Here is a 23625-nt window from a genome sequence, read left to right as displayed (position 1 = left end):
GCTCCTAGTTTAAGTTACAGGCTTCAAGGCCTGATAAACGCATGCGTACATCAAGCTCTGGTAATGGGCGAGGTTTAACGCCTTCAAGCCCTTTAGCAAACGCACGAATATGCTCAGGCGTTGTACCGCAGCAGCCACCCACAATATTTATAAAGCCCGATTTGCCCCAATCTATAATCTCGGCAGCCATTTCAGGTGCTTCTAGGTCGTACTCACCAAATTCGTTAGGTAAACCGGCATTTGGATGTACTGAGGTAAAGGTTTCGCATACGCGCGAAAGCTCTTCTACGTATTGGCGAAGTAAGTCTGGCCCTAGGGCGCAGTTAAGGCCAATCGAAATAGGTTTTATATGGCGAATAGAGTTATAAAATGCTTCGGTTGTTTGCCCCGAAAGCGTACGCCCTGAGGCATCGGTAATTGTGCCCGAGATCATTACAGGTAATGTGCGCCCTGCTTGCTCAAACGCTTCTTCTACTGCAAATGAGGCTGCTTTTGCATTGAGGGTGTCGAATATGGTTTCGATAAGTATTAAATCAGCGCCGCCTTCCATTAATGCAAGGGTAGACTCAACATAGGCCGTAACCAGCTTATCAAACGTTACGTTACGGTAACCTGGGTCGTTTACATCTGGCGAGATAGAACAGGTTTTAGATGTTGGCCCTAAAACACCCGCTACATAGCGTGGTTTTTCTGGATTTTTAGTGGTGAACTCGTCACATATTGAGCGTGCGAGTTTTGCCGACTCTAAGTTTACCTCACGGCTTATACTTGCCATGTCGTAATCTTCCATCGAAATGGTGGTTGAGTTAAAAGTATTGGTTTCAATAATATCTGCACCGGCGACTAAAAAGCTGCGGTGTATATCGGCAATTAACTCGGGCTTGGTAAGGCTTAATAAATCGTTATTGCCTTTTATTAGCACGTGCCAGTCTTTAAAGCGCTCACCTCGGTAGTCTTCTTCTTCGAGCTTGTGAGTTTGGATCATGGTGCCCATTGCACCATCTAAAATTAAAATACGCTGTTTTAGCGCAGCGCTTAATTCGCTTTGCTTATTTTTGTTTGGCACGTTATTCGGCATAGTTGTTAGTCCTCACATCTTGGCTAACTAAATTAATATCATAAGGTGTAGTTTGGTACACGTAGTAATTTAACCAGTTCGAAAAAAGCAAAAAGGCATGGCTTTGCCACGTTTTTGACGGCTTTTTACTTGCATCGTTATTTGGGAAATAGTTTTCGGGTTTTGGTGCGTCTGGGCTTTTTTGTAAATCGCGTTCGTACTCTGCTTTTAATGTGTCGGCATCGTATTCTGGGTGGCCGGTTATAAACACTTGGCTGCCCGACTTATTTTTCATTAAGTAGGCGCCTACTTTTTCAGAGCCTGCCAATACCACTATATCGTCGCAGGCATTAATTTTATTTATATCAATGTGGCCATAACGTGAGTGCGGCACTAAAAAGGTGTCGTCGAAGCCACGAGTTAATGCACCGTGATCAAAATAACACTGGTGGGTAAACACGCCACATAGTTTATCTTCTTTCAAATCACGCTTTAAATTGTAACGATGATACAGCGCGGCATGCGCCGCCCAGCACGAAAACAACGTAGAGGTAACGTGCTGCTCTGCCCAATCAATAATAACTTTTAGTTCGTCCCAGTAGGCTACATCGTCGTATTCTAGGTGTGCTAGTGGCGCGCCAGTTACTAATAAGGCATCGTAGTTATTATCTTTTACTTCTGAAAAATAACGGTAAAAAGTATCTAGATGTTCTTCAGAATTGCTACTGCTGCGGTGCGTATCTAAGCGCAATAGCTCTACATTTACTTGCAAAGGCGAATTTGCAAGCAAACGAATAAACTGTACTTCGGTTTCTACTTTATTAGGCATTAAATTTAAAATAGCCAAACGCATTGGACGTATTTCTTGCGTTTTCGCACGACTTTTTGGCATTACAAACACGTTTTCTTCGCGTAAACGGGCAATAGCCGGTAGTTCGTCTTTAACTGTAATTGGCATCTTCTAAGCTCCTGCTCATAAAAACCGAGAATTAATACGCTCTCATTATGAACAGAACGCCAAAAATATCAACCTCTAGATGTATAGATGTCTAAATGAAATTTATTCATGATTTTCTAAGAATTACTAAAATGAGGGGGGAATGCATTTATATTGAAGTACTTTGTTTAAGTGTATTAAGGTAGCGCTACTAAAACCAGTAGCGCTATTTCAATTAAAAACGATAATTTACAGATAAATTAAGAGCGTAAATATCGCCTTCATCTGTATCAAAATATTGGTATTCAGCGCTAACTTGCCAGCGTTGAGTTAACCTATAGTCAATCCCAGTACCATACGTTACACCGCCTTCGTCATAATTTTGCTCAGTGATTAACGTAGAATTTGTATCTGAGCCAGTTATTGATTCTGCAAGGTTTCTTATTTCACCTTCATTGTAACTTAATTTATTTCTGCCATAGCCACCAAATAAAAACACGTCAGCTCGAGATGAAATTGGGTAATTAGCTTTTACAAATATACTTGTTTGCAAATCAAGGCTTGAATCAATTTGGCTCTGAATGGGTTCTGAGGTAAGCGAACCGTCCTGCGGGTTTTGAGTATAAACAATTCCGTTTAAAGGGGTTGATTCATCATTTAATCCAAATCCTACACGCCCTTCTAATGCAAAGTATCGCGAAAACTGATATCCAAATCGGCCGTAGAGCGTTGTAAACTGTATGCTATCACTCTCGTATACATCAATTTGCGTAGACCCTATCCCTACTCCTTGGTAATAGCCATTTACGTGGAGTATGTCTGCTTGGCTCGAAAATGAGTATAAACCCAAAAGTAATGCCCCTAACTTTGTAACTGTTTTCATGTTCATTCCTTTAAACCTTTGTAATATTTAATTATGCGATGTTTTACAACGACTATGAGTGTTCTGCCTGTAAAATTTGCTTATGCTTTACAACTTGTAAATATACTGTACCACTTTTGTTAAAAATGAAATGTATTTGAACAATATAAAACAATAGATTACAGAATTTTACACAATAGAAACCCTGTAATAGTAATGTTTTAAATGGGCAATAAAATAAAGTGCCTTTTAGATTAGCGTATTGTTCTATACGGCATTCGTTGACTGTTTAACCCCTCAACAACTACAATACAACATTGAAATTTTTATTATTATTTGAAGGCTTTCCTCCATGGTTTTACCTGATAAGTTTATATTCTCGATGAGTCGAGTATCTAAAGTTGTGCCACCTAAGCGCACAATTTTAAAAGATATTTCGTTGCACTTTTTCCCGGGTGCTAAAATTGGTGTGCTTGGTTTAAATGGCTCTGGTAAATCGTCATTACTACGTATTATGGCGGGTGTTGATGAAGAGTTTGAAGGTGAAGCCCGCCCTCAACCAGGTACTAAAATTGGTTACTTACCGCAAGAGCCAGTGCTGGACGAAAGCAAAACAGTTCGCGAAATTGTTGAAGAAGCCGTTGGTGAAGTTAAGCACGCCCTTAACCGCCTTGACGAAGTGTACAACGAGTACGCAATGGAAGACGCTGACTTTGACGCACTTGCTAAAGAGCAAGGTGAGCTTGAAGCAATCATTCAAGCGCACGATGGCCACAACATCGACAACGTTTTAGAACGCGCAGCAGATGCACTTCGCCTACCAGAATGGGATGCTAAAATTGAGCACCTTTCAGGTGGTGAGCGTCGTCGTGTTGCTATTTGTCGTTTATTACTTGAAAAGCCAGATATGCTTATTCTCGATGAGCCTACTAACCACTTAGATGCTGAGTCGGTTGCATGGCTTGAGCGTTTCTTACATGATTACGAAGGCACTGTTGTGGCAGTAACGCATGACCGTTACTTCCTTGATAATGTAGCTGGCTGGATATTAGAGCTTGACCGTGGTGAAGGTATTCCGTGGGAAGGTAACTACTCTTCTTGGCTTGAACAAAAAGATGCACGTTTACAGCAAGAGCAAAAATCTGAAAAAGCACGCCAAAAATCAATTGCTCAAGAGCTTGAGTGGGTGCGTTCAAACCCTAAAGGTCGCCAAGCTAAGTCTAAAGCACGTATGGCACAATTTAGTGAGCTACAACAATCTGATTACCAAAAACGTAACGAAACTAACGAGTTGTTTATTCCACCGGGCCCGCGTTTAGGCGACCAAGTGCTTGAAGTTAGCAATATTCGTAAGAGCTTTGGCGATCGCGTACTCATTGACGATTTAAGCTTTAGTATGCCAAAAGGCGCTATTGTGGGCATTATTGGTGCCAATGGTGCAGGTAAATCTACACTGTTTAAAATGCTAAGCGGTGAGGAGCAGCCAGACAGCGGTAATATTAGCATTGGTGAAACAGTAGAATTAGCTACGGTTGATCAGTTCCGTGGCAACATGGACGAAAGCAAAACAGTATTTGAAGAGATATCTGATGGTCAAGACGTACTAAAAATTGGTAATTTTGAGTTCCCAAGCCGTGCATACGTTAGCCGTTTTAACTTTAAAGGTAACGACCAGCAAAAGTTTGTAAAAGACTTATCGGGTGGTGAGCGTAACCGTTTACACCTTGCTAAACTTTTAAAAGCAGGTGGTAACGTGGTGCTACTGGATGAGCCAACCAATGACCTAGACGTTGAAACACTACGCGCGCTTGAGAACGCTATTTTAGAGTTCCCTGGCTGTGTAATGTGTATATCGCATGACCGTTGGTTCCTTGACCGTATTGCAACGCATATTTTAGATTACCGCGACGAAGGCCAAATTAACTTCTTCGATGGTAACTACACTGAATACGAAGAGTGGCTTAAAAAGACCTTAGGCGCAGAAGCTGCACAACCTAAGCGTATTAAGTACAAAAAAATTGGTTAATCGATAACGATATTACAAGCCCTGCATTTATACGGGGCTTTTTTATGTCATTTTTTATCTGTTTGGCTTATTTCCCGCTATGCTTGATTTATATAATAACTATAAGGATAAATTAAGATATGCAAAATCGTCGTCAGTTTTCTCGTGTGTTGTTTTCAACCACTGCACTACTTGAGTTTGATAACCATAAATACCCGTGTAAGTTGCTTGATGTTTCGCTTCATGGTGCACTAATTACAAAGTGCGATGCCTTTAACGACAATAAAAATAGTGAAGCAACGCTACGTTTCACCCTTGAACAAAGCGATATAGAAATAAAAATGGACGTAGTAATGTGCCATATAGAAGAGGATCATATTGGCTTAAAGTGTCACCATATTGATATAGATAGCATCACTTATTTAAAGCGCTTAGTAGAGCTAAATTTAGCTGATGACGAACTACTACATCGTGAACTTGCATTACTTATTCATGAGCCACAATAGACTCAAATACATAAGTTGATTACCATAGCGCAAACTTTATAAACTGTGTAGTTATGCGCTTAAATCCACATTTACCTTTGGTATATCATTCTAATTACTCATTTAACTTTGATCCTAAACATCGTTTTGTTATGAGTAAATTTGCGCAATTATACAAACACGTAGCAGAGCTAGGCTTAATTGGCCCTAACCTAATTGCGCCTGCACTTGGCACCCCAGAGCCACTAGAGCTTGTACACTGCGAAAACTACATTCACGATTTATGGCATAACCGCCTAGATGAAAAAGCCATGCGCCGCATTGGCCTACCTTGGTCGCAACCGCTAATGAACCGTACATTCACTGCCCCCCAAGGTACTTTACGTACTGCTCGCTTAGCATTAGAGCATGGTTTGGCGTGCCATTTAGCAGGCGGTACTCACCATGCTCATAGCGATTTTGGCTCAGGTTTTTGTATGGTTAACGACTTAGCCTTTACCGCACAAACGTTAATACAAAGCGGTGAAGTGACCAACGTGCTCATTTTTGATTTAGACGTACACCAAGGCGATGGCACAGCTGCAATGCTTGCGCACCAGCCCTATGCGTATACCTGCTCTATACACTGCGAAAAAAACTTCCCGTTTAGAAAATCCCCCAGTGATTTAGATATTGGCCTTGCTAATAATATGCAAGACGCTGAATACTTAGGCATTGTTGACGACACCCTGCAGTTTTTATTAAAAGAGTTAAACCCCGATTTAGTACTTTACGATGCAGGTGTAGATATTTGGCAAGACGACGGCTTAGGTAAACTAGATATAACGTGGGAGGGTATTAAAAAGCGTGATCATTTAGTATTCAAGCGCTGCCTTGAACACAACACCCCCGTAGCCAGTGTTATTGGCGGTGGTTACGACAGAAACCATAAGCGTTTAGCGCAGCGCCACGGTATTGTTATTGAGCAAGCAGCCCGTTTTTAGTTATATTTTTAACTGACTCGGTGTAATGCCGGTCCAGCGCTTAAAAGCGCGGCGAAAATTAGGAATATCATAAAATGCTAAACGCATCGCGACTTGTTCATTGCCTTGCTGGCGTACACCGAGTAAATGCAGTGCTTTAAGTTTATTTTGCTCATCTTGTAATTGCGAATAACTCACACCATGTTGTTTTAATTTACGTTTAAATGTAGCTGGGCTCATTGCAAAATACTCTGCGCTATTAGCAAGGCTATTATTTTTATCCCGATAAATACGTTGGCAAACAGCTTTAACAAAAGACTGCGATACATTCTTATGTAACTCACTTTGTGCAATACATTGCTGCCACCGCAATGGACTCGACTCTGGATTTACACACTTAAGCAATTGTTTATCAAAATGCCAACGAGTATAGGGTTGCTCAAACCGTACCCGCAAACCTAAATGCTGTTCATACTCTTGAATATGCCGTGGGCGTTTACAGGTAAAGTCATAATAACAATGCGGATAGTGATTACTGACTCTTTTTAGTAAACTCATAAACGCAGCGCTGTATATTTCTAAACAATAATTATTTAACGATTCGTCCATACCAAGACTTGGCTGCAAATACAGATAGAAATCATTTTGGAAAATATGCCCACGAGTAAAAAATAATGGGGCTAACGTGGCGCGAATCTGTTGCAACTGTTTTAACGCAGCACCAAGCGTCGGGCTTAAGCGAACACTTTGCATTGTAGGGCTAACATCATTAACAAATTGATGACCAAGTAAAAAACCACTGTCGTTACTTTTCATTAAGGTTTTAAACTGACAAATTAATGCTAATAGCTGCGACAAACTAAAACGCTGTGATAAATCATATAAGTCTTGCTCAAAAATACCCGTACCACGCAGTAACTTATGCAAGGGGATCCCTCGCCCTTGAGCAAGCTCCACCATCGCAGTGATAATGCCCTCGGCGCTTAGGTATTTATCATCTAAGCTAATATACTGCTGCACCTACAAGCGCCTTTTGTTGTTGTAGTTGTTGATGTAATTGGCTGGTTTGCTGCACTGGATCTTGCGCTAAATCCATAGCCATTGTGGCGGTTAGAATATGCTGAAATTGTGCACCTTTGCTTTTTGCGACTTTAAACGCACAATGATTAAGCGCCGCTTTCATTTGCGCTAATAATTCTTTTGCTTGGCTTCGGCTGGTGCTCGGCATAAGCACAATAAAGCAGTCACCTGCATAGCGGCATAACACATCATTCAAACGGCAGTTCATTACTAATAAATCACTAATTTCTCTTAGTAACCTATCGCCTTCACTAAAGCCAAACTGCTCGTTAAACTTTGCAAAGTCTCGAATGTCAATAATGCCTAAGATGGCTGCTTGTTGTTCACTTTGGCGTTGCTGTATTAGCGAGTGGAAGTAATTAATCCGGTATAACCCTGTTACAGGGCAGACTTTTTCATGCTCTCTTAAATGTGCTTCACGACGACGCAATTGACGATTTAAAACAAACTGCTCTTGATGCCAATAATAAAGCCCAGCGCTTGTAAGCGACATACCAAACGGCGCTGGCAGTGATTCAAACCAGGAGAGCCATAATTGTGAAGGTTGTTTTAACCATTCATCGAGTAAATCGAGCGTGGCTGAGAACATAAACAAACCTAAACCTAGCACTAGTAAAGTGGTTACTTTGCCTGGCGGGCGTGAGATAAGTAAAGCGATTATCCAGCTCAGGGTCATCAGTACAATACCGCCTTCACCAACAATATCGAGCCACGCAATTTCTTGCCATTGCTTAAGTTCGCCAAAGTAAGCGCATATTGTAACGGCAATGACCAAGAACAAAATAATCGTATTGGTTAATTTTACATGACTGGTAAATGGATTATATCGCATGATATTGAATCTTCTTAAGTTGGGTTTAACCCATATGCTAGCGCGGGATCATTTTATACGTCAGGGTCATTTTGGCTCATTGATATGACATTCAGATTAAAATTTATAAAAAAATTATCTCGCAACAGCCATTATCAGTGACTCGTAGTGCTGTTTTAAAAGCTCAAATGAAGAGTCTAAAGCCGATAAATTAAGGATTTATCGCGGATTAACTTTAAAACTGTCACATTAGCGTCATTAACTTTTTTTAGTTTGCTCACCAAACCAAGGACAATCGGAGCAAATCAATGAAACAATTTAAATTAAATGCTGTTGTAGCGGCATTAGCACTGAGCCAATTTAGCGTTAGCGTGAATGCACAAGAACAAACATCACCAAGAGAGCCTGAAGTCAAAGTCTCTGAAGAGCTTGTTGTATATGGTGAGATTGGCTATCGCAACCGCTCACAAGAACTAGCCCCAACACTTGAATACTCTCAAGAATATTTTCAACGCTTTGAGCCACTCACCGCAGGTGATGCACTAAAGCGTGTCCCTAGTGTTACATTTTTATCAGACGTACTTGAATCTGACGGCGCACGTATGCGCGGTTTGAGCCCTGCTTACACAAAAGTACTGATCAATGGCGAAGAAGTTCCAGGCGCCGGTGCTGATCGCTCATTTTTTGTTGACCGTATTCCAGCAGAATTAATCGAGCGTGTAGAAATAATTCGTTCATCAAGTGCCAACCGCTCTGCCGATGCAATTGCCGGTACACTTAACATTGTACTTCGCGATGGCTACAGCTTAGACGGCGGTTACATTCGCGCAGGAGGCTTACGCTATGACGATGGTGAACTAAAAGAAAGCTTTGCGGGCGTTTACGGTACTGAGTTTGCAGGTGGACGTTTACTATTAGGCGCTAATTTTCAAGGTCGTTATAACCCAAAACAAAAATCAAGCATACGTTATGGTGATAGCCCTGAAAATAATCCTAATTACGCAACTGATGATTTTGATAACCGTGAAGATCAATCTGATACCCGTGATGGCGATGACACATCATTAAATGCCAGCTTTGAAAAAGTATTTGATAACGGTGGTAAGTTTGATATTAGCGCTATGTGGGTTGATACAGACCGTACCGAAGACGAACGCTCTTTTGAATACGACGATCCTACTGCAAACTCAGGCTCTATTGTTGAAGGCGGTAATTTACTCTCGGATAACGCAAACGTTTCGATTATTGATCAAACCAACTACAACATAAATTCTGGCTATGAATTATCACTACTCGGCGGTACCAGCAAATTTAAAATAGGCTATGCCAGCTTTAAAGAATCAGTTTACGAGCAAGAAGTTGAGCTCGATACATCTGAGCTCCCAATGGTCTTTGAGGAAGCAGAAGAAACTGTTGATATTGACGATAAAGAATGGTCATTACAATGGCAACATAGCTTACTGCTAGGTGACTCAAAAGAAGTTCAGTTTGGTGCTTTTGTTCAAGGAAAAGAGCGCGACACAGCAATTTTTGAAGCTGAAGATGAAAGTGAGCAAACACTTACTGGCTGGGATCAATTTAACCAGACGCCAATGTCATTAGCACAATTTAACAACGAATTTGAAGCAGTAGACGGAGGCGTTAATACGCTTGAAGAAGACCGCTTTGACTTATTTGCATTAATTAAACACGAAGCTGATGTGTTCTCATGGGAGATGGGCGTACGTTGGGAGTCAACAGATTCTAGTATTACCGATACCAATGAAGGCGTAACTGCACAGAACGACTATGACTTTTTCTTACCATCAGCTCACTTTCGTTACAGTGTAAGTGATAATGGTCGGGTGAGTGCCTCTGTTGCACGTAGCTTACGTCGCCCTGACTTTGACTACATGACACCTGCCCTGCTTGAAGAAGAGCTTGCCGATAATGATTTTTTAGGTAACCCAAACCTTAAACCAGAATCATCTTGGGGTATCGATTTAGGCTACGAATACCGTTTAGGGAAAAGTGGTGTTGTCGGTGTGAACGTATTTTACCGTGACGTAAGCGATTTAATCGAAATTGCCAGTACCGGTGATGAAGGCTCAGAAGGTGAAGGCACATTTGTACTGCAACCACAAAATACTGGCGATGGGTCAGTTCAAGGTATTGAGTTTGATTTATCAACCCCACTTAGCGCCTTGGACATGCCTAATACTGGTATCTTCTTGAATTACTCTTGGCTTGACAGTGAAGTTGAAGACAGTTTTGGCAAACGTAAATTTAACGACCAATCAGATTATGTTTACAACGTAGGCTTTATCCACGATTTACCAACATTGCGTGCATCATTTGGTGCAACGTACCGTAACCAAGGCGATGCATACGGACGTTTTGTGGGTGAAGAAGTAACGACTTCTTATGGTGCTGACTTAGAGCTATTCGTTGAAAAGCGCTGGGATGACGTAACCCTTCGCCTAGTAGGTTCAAACTTACTTGATGCCAGTAAAGATGAGGTATTTAACAAGTTTGACTCACTTGATGACCAAAACAATCGTGACTTTGATGAGTACGAACTGGAATCTGAAGAAGCAGGTCCAGTTATTCAAGTCATGTTGCGTTACGCATTCTAAAATCAGCTAAGCACGTAGTGGTATGCATTACGTGCTTATTTTGGAGCACACCATGTTTAAGTTATCTTTAATTACAGCCGCCTTGCTAGTCACATCTAGCACGTTCGCAGCTGAGACGGTTATATATAAAGATGCGCTTTATCAACAGCAAAAAATTGCCAAGTTAGATACACTACCCGATAGCCTTAACTTTATGGTCATTGGTGACTGGGGACACAACGGCCATTTTTATCAAAAAGAAGTGGCCCACCAGCTAGAAATAGCCATGTATCAAACCGATGCAGATTTTATTATCTCAACGGGTGATAACTTTTACCCAAACGGAGTGGCAAGTGTAAACGATCCACTATGGCAATCAGCCTATGAAGATATTTACCACGGCCCGCACACTTTTGAAGATTGGTACGTTGTTTTGGGTAATCACGATTACCTAGGTAATGCTCAAGCCCAAATTGACTACACAAATAAAAGTCAGCGCTGGCAATTACCAGCAAGGTATTACAGCAAAACGTTTGTGCTTGAGAACAACGAGCAAGTGTTGATGGTATTTTTAGATACCAACCCAATTCAACCTGAATATAAAACCCGCGACAAATACCGTTCAACTCAAGGGCAAGGTTATAAAACCCAGCTTAACTGGCTTGAAACCCAACTTGCGGGTAGTGACGCAAAATGGAAGATTGTGGTCGGCCATCACCCGCTTTATTCAAGTGGTAAACGCTTTGGTCGTAACCAAGGTCTTCGCGATATTTTAGAACCCATAATGGAGCGTCATAACGTGCACGCTTATATCGCTGGGCACGAGCACGACTTGCAATACAACCAACCTGAAAATAGCAATATTGCTCACTTTGTCTCTGGTGGAGGCAGTGAAGCACGCTTTGTGAAACAGCGTGAGTTTACCCGCTATGCAGAAGCAACCCCAGGCTTTTTAAGTGTATCAATCAATGGTGAAACACTCAAAGTTAGCGCTATCAACCATTTGGGTGAAGTACGTTTTAGCACTGAAAAGCATATTGGAAAGTAAAGGATAAAAAAATGAAATTTAAACTAAATACAATCTCAACAGTGCTATCAAGCGCACTTCTTTTAACTGTACTCAACGGGTGTAGTAACCATAAAGAAGCCGTTCAAAACGAAGCGCTTTTAGCAACAGGTTCTATCAAGGTAACGCCGTTTGGCCCACAACAAAATATGCAAGGGTCACAAGCGGCTGCTCTTGGTAATAATCAATGGGTAGTAGCAAGTGAAAGCCAAGGTTTATTACTTAGCGATATAAAACAAAGCAGTGTGTTGTTGGCTGGTAACTTCGAGTCAATTTCACTGAAAAAACTATCGGCACAGCATTTCATACTCGCAAGTATTGATAACAATCAAGACAATGTCGTTATTTTTAATCTAGTCAACAATGCATCATCTTGGCAGCTAGAAGAGCTCACTCGCATTAGCCCACCTCAAGCCCAACCTGATGCCGTCTGTTTATTTAAAAACAGTAATACCGAGACTGTATCAGCGTTTGTACCGGATGTTCGAGGCCTGATCAGCGAAACTGTTATTTATGATTTAGCCACTAACCAAGCTAAAAATATCGCAGTACGTGAGTTCTCAGCAGTCACGGAAGCTTCAGGCTGCGCCGTAAATGATGAAACTAAAACTCTGTATGTTGGTGAAGCAGAGCTCGGCGTGTGGGCCATTAATGCTGATGCAGAATCAAATGCCAATAAACAGCCTGTTGCATTAGTTGAGCCGTACGGTGAATTAAAAACTGAAATCGGGGCTTTATCAGTATCACAAGACGGTACTTTATGGCTCAGTGCCACTGATGGCAATATGGTTTATGCCTACAATACCCAAACAGAAAAACTAAGCAAATGGTCATTAAGTGGCGAATTAGCTATTGAATCAGTTGCAGCGAATTTGATTAATGATAATCAAGCACAGCTTGTTTTAATAGATGATGAAACGGGCGCATATATCGAAGCAAACGTTAACTACAGTGCACAGCCTGCGCCTTCAATAAATAAAGTTGCCATGACGCATATTCATGCCAATGCACAAACAACACCCGTTGCAGCATTTGGTGATGCAGCTGATGATCCGGCTATTTGGGTCAACGAGCAAGACGCTAAAAACAGCTTAATATTGGGCACAGATAAACGCCGTGGGTTAATGGTCTATGACCTTGAGGGTAACAAAGTACAGTCGCTTAATGTAGGGCGTTTAAATAATGTTGATGTACGCCAGCATCAAAGTATAAACAACCAAACCCATACTTGGATCACTGCCAGTAATCGCACACTTAACAGTATTAGCGTGTTTACTGTCGATAGCGAGAACAAAGTAAACCATGTAACAGAAGTAGCAACAAACCTAGCCGAAATTTACGGTATGTGTATGTATTCATCTGATTCTGGTCAATACGTGTTTATTAATGATAAATCAGGTTTATTCCAGCAATATAAACTCACCGGTGAGCAAGATAACCTAAGCGGTGTACTGGTTAGAGAGTTTACCCTACCAAGCCAGCCTGAAGGCTGTAGCGCTGATGATAAACTAGGCCAATTATTTGTAGGTGAAGAAGATGCTGGTATTTGGTATATCGGTGCAGAGCCAACCTCTGGTAACAAAGCGGTCATGCTACAAGGTATAAATGAGCAACTTGTGGCAGATGTTGAGGGCATGGAAATTTATCATGCTGATGATGCTCGTTATTTAGTAGTATCAAGCCAAGGTGACAATAGCTACGTGCTTTATAAAATATCAGATAATACACAGCCTAGTCTCAGCTTTGCAGGTAAGTTTAATGTAGTTGCTAACCTAGATAAAGGCATTGACGGCGCAGGTGAAACGGACGGCTTAACCGTTACAGCAAAAGCTTTACCAGGCTATCCTGAAGGCATACTTATAGTGCAAGACGGCTACAACCGTATGCCACTACAACCACAAAACTTTAAGATTATTGACTGGCGTGAAGTTAAAAAAGCGATTAGGTAAAAACCTACCGCATTTAAACGCAATAAGGCTCTTTCGAGCCTTTTTACTATGTGTATTTAAAATAAACCTATTAAATTTAGAGTTATTAAAGCCATATACTACAATTTAAGCTTATAAATTAATTGAGGTTATTATGCGTTTATTACTTACTTTGTTGATCATTACTATAAGCGGATGCGCTTTTGCTGAGGAAGGGCCAGCAGAATTGCCACCACTTGACCCGAAATACAATGCTGAGCACGCTATGGCTTTAGTTAACAAAGGTTCGGGGATTTATGCGCTTAATTTACCAAGCTATAAACTGCCACATGATGTGCAAGTGGTTTATAGAATCAAAAATCCAAACGTTGCTTTTTTAGAGTTTGTGCGCAACGCTGAGCTTATAACCTTAAAGCCTCAACCTTTTAATATCCAACGTTTAATGCGCGGTGATGAAATAACAATTACCGCAGATGTATTTGAAGGCGATTACAGAAAAGATGGCTCTTTAATTTATTCTAATATTGCAATAGAAATGAGTAAACAGCTTTATGCACGACAATTAAAAGACTTACCAAAGCCAACTCAATGGCAAGAATACGACATGATTGATTTAGGCAGCACTGAACGTATTTATATTCATAAAATTGAGCAAGCCCCTAGTTATAATCACTTAATTTTTGTTGATTTAGTGAATGCGTGCATGCAAAAATTTAGATCGTTTAAGCTTATTCCTACACAAAATGAGCTTACTTATAAATTTATAAACTGCGGTACATTAAAGCCATTATTTTATGATGCTGAGAGCTTTAAAAAGTAACCTAATAAACATGTTTAGCAATTAATGAGAGCCCTGCTTGCATTGTCTCTATAGATTGCCCTGCAAAACCTAACCGTAAATAACTAAAACGTTTAGGTTTTAAACTTCGTACTGAACCTGAAAAATAAAATTCATGCTCTACTTGTAGATAAATACTTTTATTTTGCAATATTGGTTTTAGGCCTGCTGTATTTGTATTTAAATTAACCCACATAGCCATGCCACCATCAGGCTTTATATATTCTATTGGTAAGCCCTTTGATTGCATAAGGTTTAACTCGTTGTCCATTGCCTCAAACCTTTGCTTGTAGAGCTTGGTCATTCGTTTTAAGTGCGTCTCAAAACTCCCTTCCTTCATAAAGTGCGCTACAGCTAATTGCATAACCACATCGTTTTTATGATTCATTAACTGTTTCCAGGCACTTAGCTGAGCAATAACCTCTGGCGGTGCACATATGTAGCCTATGCGGGCTGCAGAAAACATAATTTTAGAGAAAGTAGAAAGGTAAATTACGATACCGGCTGGGTCATCTGCTGCCATAGGCTGAAGTGGCTGGCACTTATAGTGAAACTCGTGATCGTAATCATCTTCTATGATCATCACGCCATATTTATAACACAGCTGATAAATTTGCATACGCCGTGTAGGCGATAAAGTTACGGTTGTCGGGTATTGATGCAGTGGAGTTAAGTACAGCATTTTAATTGAGTAGCGACTAAGTTGTGCTTTTAAATCGTCAACACAAAGACCATGCTCATCTTGTTTTATATCTACTAATTGTGCACCGCATGCCGCAAAAGCTTTACGAGCTGGCGGATAACCTAACGTCTCAACCGCGACAAAATCACCTTTATTTATAAAAGCTTTTGAAATTAAAAATAATGCTTCCTGAGAGCCATTGCATATTAGTAAATCAGTTACTTTAAGGTTACGTGCTTTGTGTAAATAGCTGCTTACTTGCTGCTTTAACTCACTGACTCCGCTTATATCACCATAGTGAAACTTACTGGTATCTACATGATTAAAGACATAACTTAAAGAACGTTTAAATTGTTTATATGGGAAGCAATTAAGATCAGGAAGTCCACCTGCAAAGTTATATTTGAAATCATTTAGGTTCATAGCAGGCGCAGGCACTGCTAACTCCATGGCAAATTTATAGGGTTTAGGCATTACAACAGGTACTTGCTTAGTATTAGCACTGCTTTGAATTGGTAGGGTTTGAGTTACCTTATATCCTGAGCGCTCATGAGACTCAACCCAGCCTTCAGCTACTAATAGTTGTAAAGCATTCATTATTGTATGACGGTTTAACTGGTAAGTTTGCGCCATTTCTCTAGCTGAGCTGAGCTTAGTGCCTACCGCAATATCGCCTTTAATAATTGCGCTACGAAGTGCTTGCGCTAGCTGCAAATACTTTGCTTTGCGTTGCTCATTAAACTCAATATTAAGCGGCTGCATATGTTTCCTTAATCTGGTATAGGTAAAAGTTGCATTCTGGTTGTTTTTACCAACCCAAATAAGCGTACATTTGTTACTCACAAATAGCAAAAATGGAGCCATTAATGTTTAATCTGCAAACACATAAAACAAACAAGGTCATTTTAGAGCCATTAAACCATAAGCACCTAAATGGATTATATAAGGCGGGCCAGCACCCTAATGTATGGCAGTGGGTATTAAGCAATTACACTAAAAGCCCTGAAATACTAAACGAATGGTTTTTAACTCAGGCGCAATTTAATAAAAACGAGCAAGTTGTTTTTGCCATTATTGATAAAAATACACAGCAAGTAGTGGGCACAACACGGTTATTTAACTTAGATACACATAATTTAAGCGCTGAAATTGGTCATACATTTATTAGTAATGATTGGCAGCGTACTTACATAAATTCACATGCTAAATACTTATTACTTAATTACGCATTTGAAAAGCTAGGTTTAGTGCGTATTTCATTTAATACTCACGAAAATAATAAAAAATCACGTAATGCAATAACGCGTCTAGGCGCTCTTTTTGAGGGTGTGGCCCATAAAGATAGATTACTAAGTGATGGTAGCTTTAGAAGCACAGCAAAATTTAGCATAGTCGATGAGCAGTGGCCGGATATAAAGTCACAACTAGAGGGGAGACTTTAATGTACCCACCGATGCATTTTCGAGAGCATAATAGTGAACGTTTGCAGGCTTTAGTTGAGCAGTTCCCTCTTGCGAGTATTTTAACGCCTTGCTTGCAAAGTGACTTAAATAATATATGCCAAGTACCTGTATTATATGAGCCCTCACGTAATGTATTTATTGCACACGTAGCAAAAAACAATCCGTTAACGCAATGTGATAAACGCTCTGTAAAATTACATTTTAATGGCGACAACTGTTACCTATCTCCCTCGTATAGTAATAATAAAACATTGCCAAGCTGGCTTTACTCATCTGTACAAGTCACTGCAACGGTAGTGATTATTAAAAGCGGCAGCGAGAAAGAAAAAATAATGAGTCAATTAACAACCCATTTTGAGCAAACCTTTAAGCCCATGTGGAATATTAATGACGTGCCCATATGCAGTCGCCAAGTAATGTATCAACAATTAAGCTTTATAGAGTTTACGCCCACTCATTGGAGTGGAAACTTTAAGCTAAGCCAAAATAAATCACCTGATGTAAGAGCCCTTATAAAACAAAGCCTAGAACTTGCCAATAAATACTCTATTGCACAGTTATTTTAGGCATAAAAAAAGGCTCTTTCGAGCCTTTGGATTAACTTTGGAAAGGTAAATTAATTAGGCTATATAAGTGCAAATAGCTGTGGCGCGGCACTGTGGTAGTCAACTGCCATGGCAATACTGAGTGCTGTAATATTAACAATTGAAAAGGCAAACACTTGGCGAGCCCAGCCTGTTAAATCAATATTACGACGGTAACCACGAAGTGCCATTAACAGCCACCAAAAGCTGGTAATACACGCCACTGCCATAAACGCTGCACCCGTGTAGCCACTTATTGGTAATAGCATGACGACTAAAGCGTACACAGCAATATAAAGTACAATATGGCGCTTGGCTTTATCTATGCCTTGTGCAACGGGTAGTACAGGAATACCTGCTGCTTGGTAATCTTTAAAGCGAAAAATAGCAATGGCATATGAGTGCGGCATTTGCCACAAGCTAAACATAACCAGCAGTATTAATGCGCCCATATCGAACTGCCCTGTTACAGCGCAGTAACCGACTACGGGTGGTACAGCGCCAGAAAGGCTGCCTACAAATGTGCCATAAACAGAGTTGCGTTTCATGTAGAGGCTATAAACCCCTACATAAATTACATAGCCAAACGCTGCAAAAAATACTGCGGCTTGAGTGGTGTAAGCAATGAGTAAACCAAAACCTACAACACCCAACAAAACACCGTGACTCAGTGCAGCAAAGGCCGACATTTCGCCTGTTACTGTAACCCGCGTACGAGTACGTGCCATGGCTACATCTATATCTCTATCAATAACATTGTTGATAGCACAGCCTGATGCAACCACAAGCGACAAGCCAATTAAAGTAGCAATCATTAACCAAGGATCTACATCGCCTCGTGAGGCAAGTAAAAATCCACCTCCCACGCTAATAAGATTACCCATAATAATGCCAGGCTTAGTCACTGATAAATAACGACGAAACATTTTAAACTCCTAGTACATCATCATTGCGTTAGATTCGTAAATAATCCAAACAGATAGCCCAACAACCATTACGATGATCAGGGCACTGAATAGGAATGAGAACGTACTTGCACGGCCATCTTCTGTCGTAAAATTAAGATGTAAAAAGTATTTCAAATGCACCCAAATTTGTACAATAGCTAAAGTAACAATGCTCCATAGCGTAGTTACTTTAGAAAAGTCGCCTTCCATTACCATGTAAAACGGTATGGCGGTTAAAATTATTGATAGCACAAAGCCTATTAAGTAAGTTTTAACGCTGCCATGAGATTCATCATGGTGCTCACTTTGCATTTGCTTTAACGCATGTTTTTCGCTGTGGCTCATTACATTGCTCCCATTAAATAAACAACGGTAAATACACAAATCCAAACAATGTCTAAGAAGTGCCAAAATAGGCTTAGGCAGCTTAAACGCGTTACGGTTGGTTTACCTAAACCACGTTTAGCCACCTCTATCATCATAATTGTCATCCAAATTAAACCCGCTGTTACATGTAAACCATGTAAGCCAACTAACGAGAAGAACGACGTTAAAAAGGCACTTTGTTGTGGGCCATTACCATGCACAATTAGGTGATGAAACTCGTATATTTCCATACCAATAAACGCAGCACCTAAACAAAAGGTAATAAATAACCAAGTAAGTGTTAGTGCCTTTTTTTGCCCTTGAGCAGCGATCATGGCAAAGCCAAAGGTAATACTACTAATAAGTAGCGCAGCGGTTTCTACTGCAACAAAGTCGAGTTCAAAAATATCTTTACCCGATACACCACCGGCAGTGTTCATAAACAGCACTGCGTAGGTGGCAAAAAACGAGGCAAATAATAGGCAATCGGTCATTAGGTATAACCAAAAGCCAAATATTGTATCGCCCGATGTGTCGTGATGATCATGCGCGTGGGCATGATCATCGTGCGATACAGAGTCTAAATTTGCAGATTCTAGATTTGCAGAAAGTGTACTCACGCGTTTAGCTCCTTATTTCCACTTGAATTATACGCAGCTTCAGTGCGTGCAATTTCATCTGGCTGTATGTAGTAATCAACATCATTGGTGTAACAACGCTTGATAAATATGGCAATTCCGCCCACTAGCCCTACTACAGCTAACCACCAAATGTGCCAGATCATGGCAAAACAAAATGCCGTTAGGCTGGCTGCCATCAATACACCCGCTGAGGTATTTTTAGGCATATGAATTGGGCTGTAGCTTGCTTTTGTTTGATAAGCTTGGCCTTTTTCTTTCGCTTCGGTCCATGCATCAATGTCATCAACGTGAGGAATAGTTGCAAAGTTATACACTTGTGGAGGTGAGCTAGTTGCCCATTCTAGTGTATGGCCGTTCCATGGATCGCCAGTTGTATCGTCAAGTGCTTCACGGTCTCTAAAGCTTACAAATAGTTGAATTGCTTGGCTGATAATACCAAACATAATAATTACAGCACCGCCTGCGGCAATGTATAACCACATGTTCCAATCTGGGTTATTGGTGTGGTTTAAACGACGTGTCATACCTAAGAAACCAAGTACATACAACGGCATAAAGGCGACGAAGAAACCGATAATCCAACACCAAAATGATGCTTTACCCCATTTTTCGTTAAGCTTAAAGCCCATTGCTTTAGGGAACCAAAATACAAAACCAGCAAGGTAGCCAAATACTGCGCCACCAATAATAGTGTTATGAAAATGCGCAATTAAGAATAAGCTGTTATGCAATACGTAATCGGCACCCGGAATCGCAAGGAGTACGCCGGTCATACCGCCTACAGTAAAGGTAATCATAAAACCAAGCGTCCAAAGCACTGGAACGCTAATACGTAAACGGCCTCGGTAAATGGTAAATAACCAGTTAAATAACTTAACCCCAGTTGGTACGGCAATAACCATGGTCATTACCCCAAAGAACGCATTAACGTTTGCACTAGACCCCATGGTGAAAAAGTGATGTAGCCAAACAATAAAACCTAAAATTGAGATAGCGCCGCTGGCATAAACCATCGACTTGTAACCAAATAAACGCTTACCAGCAAACGTTGAAATAATTTCAGAAAAAATACCAAAAGCAGGTAGTACTAAAATATAAACCTCAGGATGACCCCAAGCCCAAAACAGGTTGATGTACATCATGGCGTTGCCGCCCGCAGCATTGGTAAAAAAGTGAAAATCAAGGTAACGGTCAAGCGTAAGCATGGCCAGCACAGCAGTTAAAATTGGGAAAGAAGCTGCAATTAAGATATTTGCCCACGTACATGCCCATGTAAAAATTGGCATTTTCATTAGGGTCATACCTGGTGCACGCATTTTAAATACAGTCACTAAAAAGTTTACTGCTGTTAAAAGTGTACCGAGCCCGGATATTTGTAGCGCCCAGATATAATAATCGACCCCCACCCCAGGGCTAAAGGTCAGCTCCGAAAGCGGCGGATACGCCACCCAACCTGTTTTTGCAAACTCACCAAATACAAGCGACAAGTTAATTAAAATAGCGCCGCTGGCGGTAAACCAAAAACTTAAATTATTTAAAAAGGGAAATGCAACATCACGTGCGCCAATTTGCAGCGGCAACACAATGTTCATTAAACCAATCATAAATGGCATTGCCATAAATATGATCATAATTACGCCATGAGCAGTAAATATTTGGTCGTAATGCTCTGGAGGCAAATAGCCCGGCGCACCACTGGTAGCAAGTGCTAACTGCGCACGCATCATTATGGCATCAGAAAAACCACGAAACAGCATTATTAACGCTAAAAGAATATACATCACGCCTAAGCGTTTGTGATCAACAGAGGTGATCCAGTCGCGCCAAAGCACGCCCCATTTTTTATACTTTGTAATAAGCCCGGCAATAATAAGCCCAGCTATCGCAATAACCGACATCGTGAACACAAGAATTGGCTCATGAAACGGAATTGCGTCGAGTGAAAGATTACCTAAAAACGACATTATTATTCCTCGCCTTGGCTGTGAGATGAAGGCATTGAGTGCTTAGCCATTTCATGATGCTTTTTGCTCATTTGCCCATGTTCGCCCATTGCATGGTGCTTTTTGTTCATATCTCCATGCGCCTGCATATACTTCATAACAATGGTATGAAATAAGCCGTTATCAACTTTACCGTAATAAGCAACTGGGTTATTTTCGCTTGCTTTTGCAAGCTCTACATAATTTGCATGAGTAAGCTTATTAGCATTAGTTTTAACGCTGGTTACCCACTTATCAAAGTCTGCTTGGGTAGGCGTAGCAATGGCATTAAATTTCATGCCGGTAAAACCTGCACCACTGTAATTGGCCGAAAACCCTTTAAATGTGCCCGGTTCGTTTGCAATTAAGTGAAGCTTGGTTTCCATGCCCGCCATTGAGTATATTTGGCTGCCAAGCTGAGGAATAAAAAACGAGTTCATTGTACTTTCTGACGTGATTTTATATTCAACAGGTACATTTGCCGGGAATACCAATTCGTTTACCGTAGCAATACCTTGCTCTGGGTAAATAAATAACCATTTCCAATTTAATGACACTACTTCAACAGTTAGATGCTCACCTTTACCTTCAATCGGTTTGTAAGGGTCTAACTCTTGGGTAGATTCCCAGGTAATAACACCTAAAATAATCACAATAACAATAGGAACAGCCCAAACTGCGGCTTCAATTTTATTTGAATGAGCCCATTTTGGCGCATAAATTTCTTGGTTTTGAGTATCTCTGTATTTCCAAGCGAAATACAAAGTCATCACAATAACGGGAACGACTACAAGCAACATAAGCACGGTTGCGATGATGATTAAATTTTTCTCATCAATGCCTATTTGCCCTTTTGGATCGAGTATCCCGCCTTTACAGCCTGACAACGCCAGCACTGTACTAGCTAAAGCAATATTACAAAGGTTACGAATTAACAAGGGAGTATCCTACAAACCTAGAGTTTTAATTTGCTGCTTAAATGAAAACCAAAGCAACGATTTTTCAATAAAAACCCAAGTTAACTAGAATTAAATTATAAAAATAAGGGGGCTATTCAAAAGTTAAAGCTCATGCCAATTATGACCTAGCAACAAACCCAGCTTTCTAAACGCATTTATATAACGTAATAAAAGTTAACTTGGGTGAGTGTTGGTTGGCTGAATGTGTTTAAAAACACAGAGCTACTTTGTATACGCTAACTTTAATTATTTACAGCAAGAACAAATAATTAAAACCAGCAACAAGATGCAGCCTTACAGACAACCTGTAAAGCTAGGTGGAGCACGACAACCATGTGAAGAGATCACAGGTTGCTGAACTTTAGCCTCGCCAAAAGCAAAGGCTGCTTTACGGAGGATTATTCCAGCACGACGCGCTGGAAAAATATGGAACAATAACCAACAAAGGCCGATTAGTAACTGACTTAATATGATCGGATGAGCTAAAAATTGCGCAACACTAAGTAACAGTGGCTCTACAATAAACCCATCACTTAATAGCGCTTCAAGCTTGAAGGCATCCTCTAGTGCACCGCTTAGCAACATTACAGTATTGAACACTAATAACGTTATAGCTACACACACGCCCTTGCCTGCTTTATTCAAGCGCACATACGTCTGCGGCTCGCCAGAGGCAAGTTCCGTATTTGTATGTTGCAAAGAAAGTGTGTTCAAAGACATTAACCTACTAAAATGACTATAACGAAATTAGGGTTGTACAGTTTGCAATGGAAAAACTTAAAAGACATTGCAGTTGTAAGCCCTAAAACCGGGTGCTAAATACAATCAAATCCGCCTAGCACAAATTGACCTAGTGAAAATTGATCCGTATCAATCAAACTTTCAAAACTTACTGAAAGTTCGAATGTGAGTATAACAAAGAGAATATTCTGTTCAACTAAAAAACATAATTTTTGAGTTAAGCTTTAGAAGCTATTTTGTTAATAAAAAATAACACAATAAAAATAAAGACTTAACTTGATGATATTTAATATTTAAGAGGTTTTAGGAGTAGAGATAAGAAATTAATGGAGTTAAAAATAAAGTGGTATAAATAAAAACAGCCCAAAATCAGTCACCACCGAAATTGAGCCGCCTTTCACACTGACAACATCTTCACACACAATATAAAGATTCTTGGTTTACACTACGTGGCAATTGTAGGGAATAAAAACAACTCAAGCTAAGTCACCACCGAACTTGAGTTGCCTTTTACACTGACAACATCTTCACACACAATATAAAGATTCTTGGTTTACACTACGTGGCAATTGTAGGGAATAAAAACAACTCAATCTAAGTCACCACCGACCGTGAGTTGCCTTTCCCCCGGACAC

Annotated in this window: 21 protein-coding genes; 9 read left to right on the top strand and 12 right to left on the bottom strand. The window is 40.4% G+C overall.

Features of this window, described 5'->3' with window-relative positions; translation table 11 throughout:
• Positions 1–4: 4 nt before the first annotated feature.
• From CWC11_RS01100 to CWC11_RS01090, 3 genes are all read right to left on the bottom strand, one after another.
• On the bottom strand, positions 5–1078 hold the full coding sequence (locus CWC11_RS01100; RefSeq protein WP_138681240.1) for a homocysteine S-methyltransferase family protein: 1074 nt from the start codon (positions 1076–1078) through the stop codon (positions 5–7).
• The gene (locus tag CWC11_RS01095) at positions 1068–2015 is read right to left on the bottom strand and encodes a homoserine O-succinyltransferase (RefSeq protein WP_138681239.1); all 948 of its coding nucleotides are present in this window, start codon (positions 2013–2015) and stop codon (positions 1068–1070) included. Before CWC11_RS01095 ends, CWC11_RS01100 begins: the two co-directional genes overlap by 11 nt.
• 214 nt (positions 2016–2229) lie before the next feature.
• The gene (locus tag CWC11_RS01090) at positions 2230–2877 is read right to left on the bottom strand and encodes a porin family protein (RefSeq protein WP_138681238.1); all 648 of its coding nucleotides are present in this window, start codon (positions 2875–2877) and stop codon (positions 2230–2232) included.
• Positions 2878–3208: 331 nt separating this feature from the next.
• On the opposite strand from CWC11_RS01090, the gene ettA reads away from it, so the two are divergent.
• The 3 genes from ettA (at position 3209) to CWC11_RS01075 (ending at position 6329) form a co-directional block, all read left to right on the top strand.
• On the top strand, positions 3209–4882 hold the full coding sequence (ettA, locus tag CWC11_RS01085; RefSeq protein WP_104642190.1) for an energy-dependent translational throttle protein EttA: 1674 nt from the start codon (positions 3209–3211) through the stop codon (positions 4880–4882).
• A 119-nt stretch (positions 4883–5001) separates the two neighbouring features.
• Positions 5002–5367: a PilZ domain-containing protein gene (locus CWC11_RS01080; protein ID WP_138681237.1), complete on the top strand. Its 366-nt coding sequence runs from the start codon at positions 5002–5004 to the stop codon at positions 5365–5367.
• A gap of 53 nt (positions 5368–5420) precedes the next feature.
• The gene (locus CWC11_RS01075) at positions 5421–6329 is read left to right on the top strand and encodes a histone deacetylase family protein (protein ID WP_138681236.1); all 909 of its coding nucleotides are present in this window, start codon (positions 5421–5423) and stop codon (positions 6327–6329) included.
• Here the strand turns inward: CWC11_RS01075 and CWC11_RS01070 are convergent, their stop codons facing one another.
• Complete coding sequence (locus CWC11_RS01070) at positions 6330–7328, bottom strand: AraC family transcriptional regulator (RefSeq protein ID WP_138681235.1); 999 nt, start codon at positions 7326–7328, stop codon at positions 6330–6332. It lies immediately after the preceding gene.
• Positions 7312–8220: a GGDEF domain-containing protein gene (locus CWC11_RS01065; protein WP_138681234.1), complete on the bottom strand. Its 909-nt coding sequence runs from the start codon at positions 8218–8220 to the stop codon at positions 7312–7314. The genes CWC11_RS01070 and CWC11_RS01065 overlap by 17 nt, the downstream gene beginning before the upstream one ends.
• 287 nt (positions 8221–8507) lie before the next feature.
• Here CWC11_RS01065 and CWC11_RS01060 point away from each other — a divergent pair, with 287 nt between their 5' ends.
• The 4 genes from CWC11_RS01060 (at position 8508) to CWC11_RS01045 (ending at position 14607) form a co-directional block, all read left to right on the top strand.
• Positions 8508–10814 carry a TonB-dependent receptor plug domain-containing protein gene (locus CWC11_RS01060; RefSeq protein WP_138681233.1) on the top strand — a complete coding sequence of 769 codons (2307 nt, stop codon included), beginning with the start codon at positions 8508–8510 and terminating at the stop codon, positions 10812–10814.
• A 52-nt stretch (positions 10815–10866) separates the two neighbouring features.
• Complete coding sequence (locus CWC11_RS01055; RefSeq protein ID WP_138681232.1) at positions 10867–11841, top strand: metallophosphoesterase; 975 nt, start codon at positions 10867–10869, stop codon at positions 11839–11841.
• Positions 11842–11852: 11 nt separating this feature from the next.
• Entirely contained in the window at positions 11853–13808 is a 1956-nt protein-coding gene (locus CWC11_RS01050) for a phytase (protein WP_138681231.1), read from the top strand.
• A 133-nt stretch (positions 13809–13941) separates the two neighbouring features.
• Positions 13942–14607: a hypothetical protein gene (locus CWC11_RS01045; RefSeq protein WP_138681230.1), complete on the top strand. Its 666-nt coding sequence runs from the start codon at positions 13942–13944 to the stop codon at positions 14605–14607.
• A 1-nt stretch (position 14608) separates the two neighbouring features.
• Here CWC11_RS01045 and pdxR read toward each other — a convergent pair whose 3' ends face one another.
• On the bottom strand, positions 14609–16069 hold the full coding sequence (gene pdxR, locus CWC11_RS01040; protein WP_138681229.1) for a MocR-like pyridoxine biosynthesis transcription factor PdxR: 1461 nt from the start codon (positions 16067–16069) through the stop codon (positions 14609–14611).
• Between the two features lie 104 nt (positions 16070–16173).
• Here pdxR and CWC11_RS01035 point away from each other — a divergent pair, with 104 nt between their 5' ends.
• Entirely contained in the window at positions 16174–16749 is a 576-nt protein-coding gene (locus CWC11_RS01035) for a GNAT family N-acetyltransferase (protein ID WP_138681228.1), read from the top strand.
• Positions 16749–17336 carry an FMN-binding negative transcriptional regulator gene (locus tag CWC11_RS01030; protein ID WP_138681227.1) on the top strand — a complete coding sequence of 196 codons (588 nt, stop codon included), beginning with the start codon at positions 16749–16751 and terminating at the stop codon, positions 17334–17336. The genes CWC11_RS01035 and CWC11_RS01030 overlap by 1 nt, the downstream gene beginning before the upstream one ends.
• Positions 17337–17395: 59 nt before the next feature.
• On the opposite strand, the gene cyoE is transcribed toward CWC11_RS01030, so the two are convergent.
• From cyoE to CWC11_RS01000, 6 genes are all read right to left on the bottom strand, one after another.
• Positions 17396–18280, bottom strand: coding sequence for a heme o synthase (cyoE, locus tag CWC11_RS01025; RefSeq protein WP_138681226.1), 885 nt, complete (start codon positions 18278–18280; stop codon positions 17396–17398).
• A 9-nt stretch (positions 18281–18289) separates the two neighbouring features.
• On the bottom strand, positions 18290–18646 hold the full coding sequence (cyoD, locus tag CWC11_RS01020) for a cytochrome o ubiquinol oxidase subunit IV (protein WP_138681225.1): 357 nt from the start codon (positions 18644–18646) through the stop codon (positions 18290–18292).
• Complete coding sequence (cyoC, locus tag CWC11_RS01015; protein WP_089346998.1) at positions 18646–19287, bottom strand: cytochrome o ubiquinol oxidase subunit III; 642 nt, start codon at positions 19285–19287, stop codon at positions 18646–18648. The genes cyoD and cyoC overlap by 1 nt, the downstream gene beginning before the upstream one ends.
• The gene (cyoB, locus tag CWC11_RS01010; protein ID WP_138681224.1) at positions 19284–21272 is read right to left on the bottom strand and encodes a cytochrome o ubiquinol oxidase subunit I; all 1989 of its coding nucleotides are present in this window, start codon (positions 21270–21272) and stop codon (positions 19284–19286) included. Before cyoB ends, cyoC begins: the two co-directional genes overlap by 4 nt.
• Positions 21273–21274: 2 nt before the next feature.
• A complete protein-coding gene (gene cyoA / locus CWC11_RS01005) occupies positions 21275–22228 on the bottom strand; it encodes a ubiquinol oxidase subunit II (RefSeq protein WP_138681223.1) in 954 nt (317 codons plus the stop codon).
• Between the two features lie 315 nt (positions 22229–22543).
• Positions 22544–22963 carry a hypothetical protein gene (locus CWC11_RS01000; RefSeq protein ID WP_138681260.1) on the bottom strand — a complete coding sequence of 140 codons (420 nt, stop codon included), beginning with the start codon at positions 22961–22963 and terminating at the stop codon, positions 22544–22546.
• Between the last annotated feature and the right edge of the window lie 662 nt (positions 22964–23625).

It is taken from the genome of Pseudoalteromonas sp. S3178, from assembly GCF_005886985.1.
GTDB lineage: Bacteria > Pseudomonadota > Gammaproteobacteria > Enterobacterales > Alteromonadaceae > Pseudoalteromonas > Pseudoalteromonas carrageenovora.
Note: the sequence above shows the minus strand (reverse complement) of the source record. Positions and strands in the feature narration are given on the sequence as shown.

What these genes read in the sequence shown, in the direction of transcription:
- CWC11_RS01100 (WP_138681240.1), bottom strand. Translation starts at nt 1,078, where the DNA reads ATGCCGAATAACGTGCCAAACAAAAATAAGCAAAGCGAATTAAGCGCT.
- CWC11_RS01095 (WP_138681239.1), bottom strand. Translation starts at nt 2,015, where the DNA reads ATGCCAATTACAGTTAAAGACGAACTACCGGCTATTGCCCGTTTACGC.
- CWC11_RS01090 (WP_138681238.1), bottom strand. Translation starts at nt 2,877, where the DNA reads ATGAAAACAGTTACAAAGTTAGGGGCATTACTTTTGGGTTTATACTCA.
- ettA (WP_104642190.1), top strand. Translation starts at nt 3,209, where the DNA reads ATGGTTTTACCTGATAAGTTTATATTCTCGATGAGTCGAGTATCTAAA.
- CWC11_RS01080 (WP_138681237.1), top strand. Translation starts at nt 5,002, where the DNA reads ATGCAAAATCGTCGTCAGTTTTCTCGTGTGTTGTTTTCAACCACTGCA.
- CWC11_RS01075 (WP_138681236.1), top strand. Translation starts at nt 5,421, where the DNA reads ATGCGCTTAAATCCACATTTACCTTTGGTATATCATTCTAATTACTCA.
- CWC11_RS01065 (WP_138681234.1), bottom strand. Translation starts at nt 8,220, where the DNA reads ATGCGATATAATCCATTTACCAGTCATGTAAAATTAACCAATACGATT.
- CWC11_RS01060 (WP_138681233.1), top strand. Translation starts at nt 8,508, where the DNA reads ATGAAACAATTTAAATTAAATGCTGTTGTAGCGGCATTAGCACTGAGC.
- CWC11_RS01055 (WP_138681232.1), top strand. Translation starts at nt 10,867, where the DNA reads ATGTTTAAGTTATCTTTAATTACAGCCGCCTTGCTAGTCACATCTAGC.
- CWC11_RS01050 (WP_138681231.1), top strand. Translation starts at nt 11,853, where the DNA reads ATGAAATTTAAACTAAATACAATCTCAACAGTGCTATCAAGCGCACTT.
- CWC11_RS01045 (WP_138681230.1), top strand. Translation starts at nt 13,942, where the DNA reads ATGCGTTTATTACTTACTTTGTTGATCATTACTATAAGCGGATGCGCT.
- pdxR (WP_138681229.1), bottom strand. Translation starts at nt 16,069, where the DNA reads ATGCAGCCGCTTAATATTGAGTTTAATGAGCAACGCAAAGCAAAGTAT.
- CWC11_RS01035 (WP_138681228.1), top strand. Translation starts at nt 16,174, where the DNA reads ATGTTTAATCTGCAAACACATAAAACAAACAAGGTCATTTTAGAGCCA.
- CWC11_RS01030 (WP_138681227.1), top strand. Translation starts at nt 16,749, where the DNA reads ATGTACCCACCGATGCATTTTCGAGAGCATAATAGTGAACGTTTGCAG.
- cyoE (WP_138681226.1), bottom strand. Translation starts at nt 18,280, where the DNA reads ATGTTTCGTCGTTATTTATCAGTGACTAAGCCTGGCATTATTATGGGT.
- cyoD (WP_138681225.1), bottom strand. Translation starts at nt 18,646, where the DNA reads ATGAGCCACAGCGAAAAACATGCGTTAAAGCAAATGCAAAGTGAGCAC.
- cyoB (WP_138681224.1), bottom strand. Translation starts at nt 21,272, where the DNA reads ATGTCGTTTTTAGGTAATCTTTCACTCGACGCAATTCCGTTTCATGAG.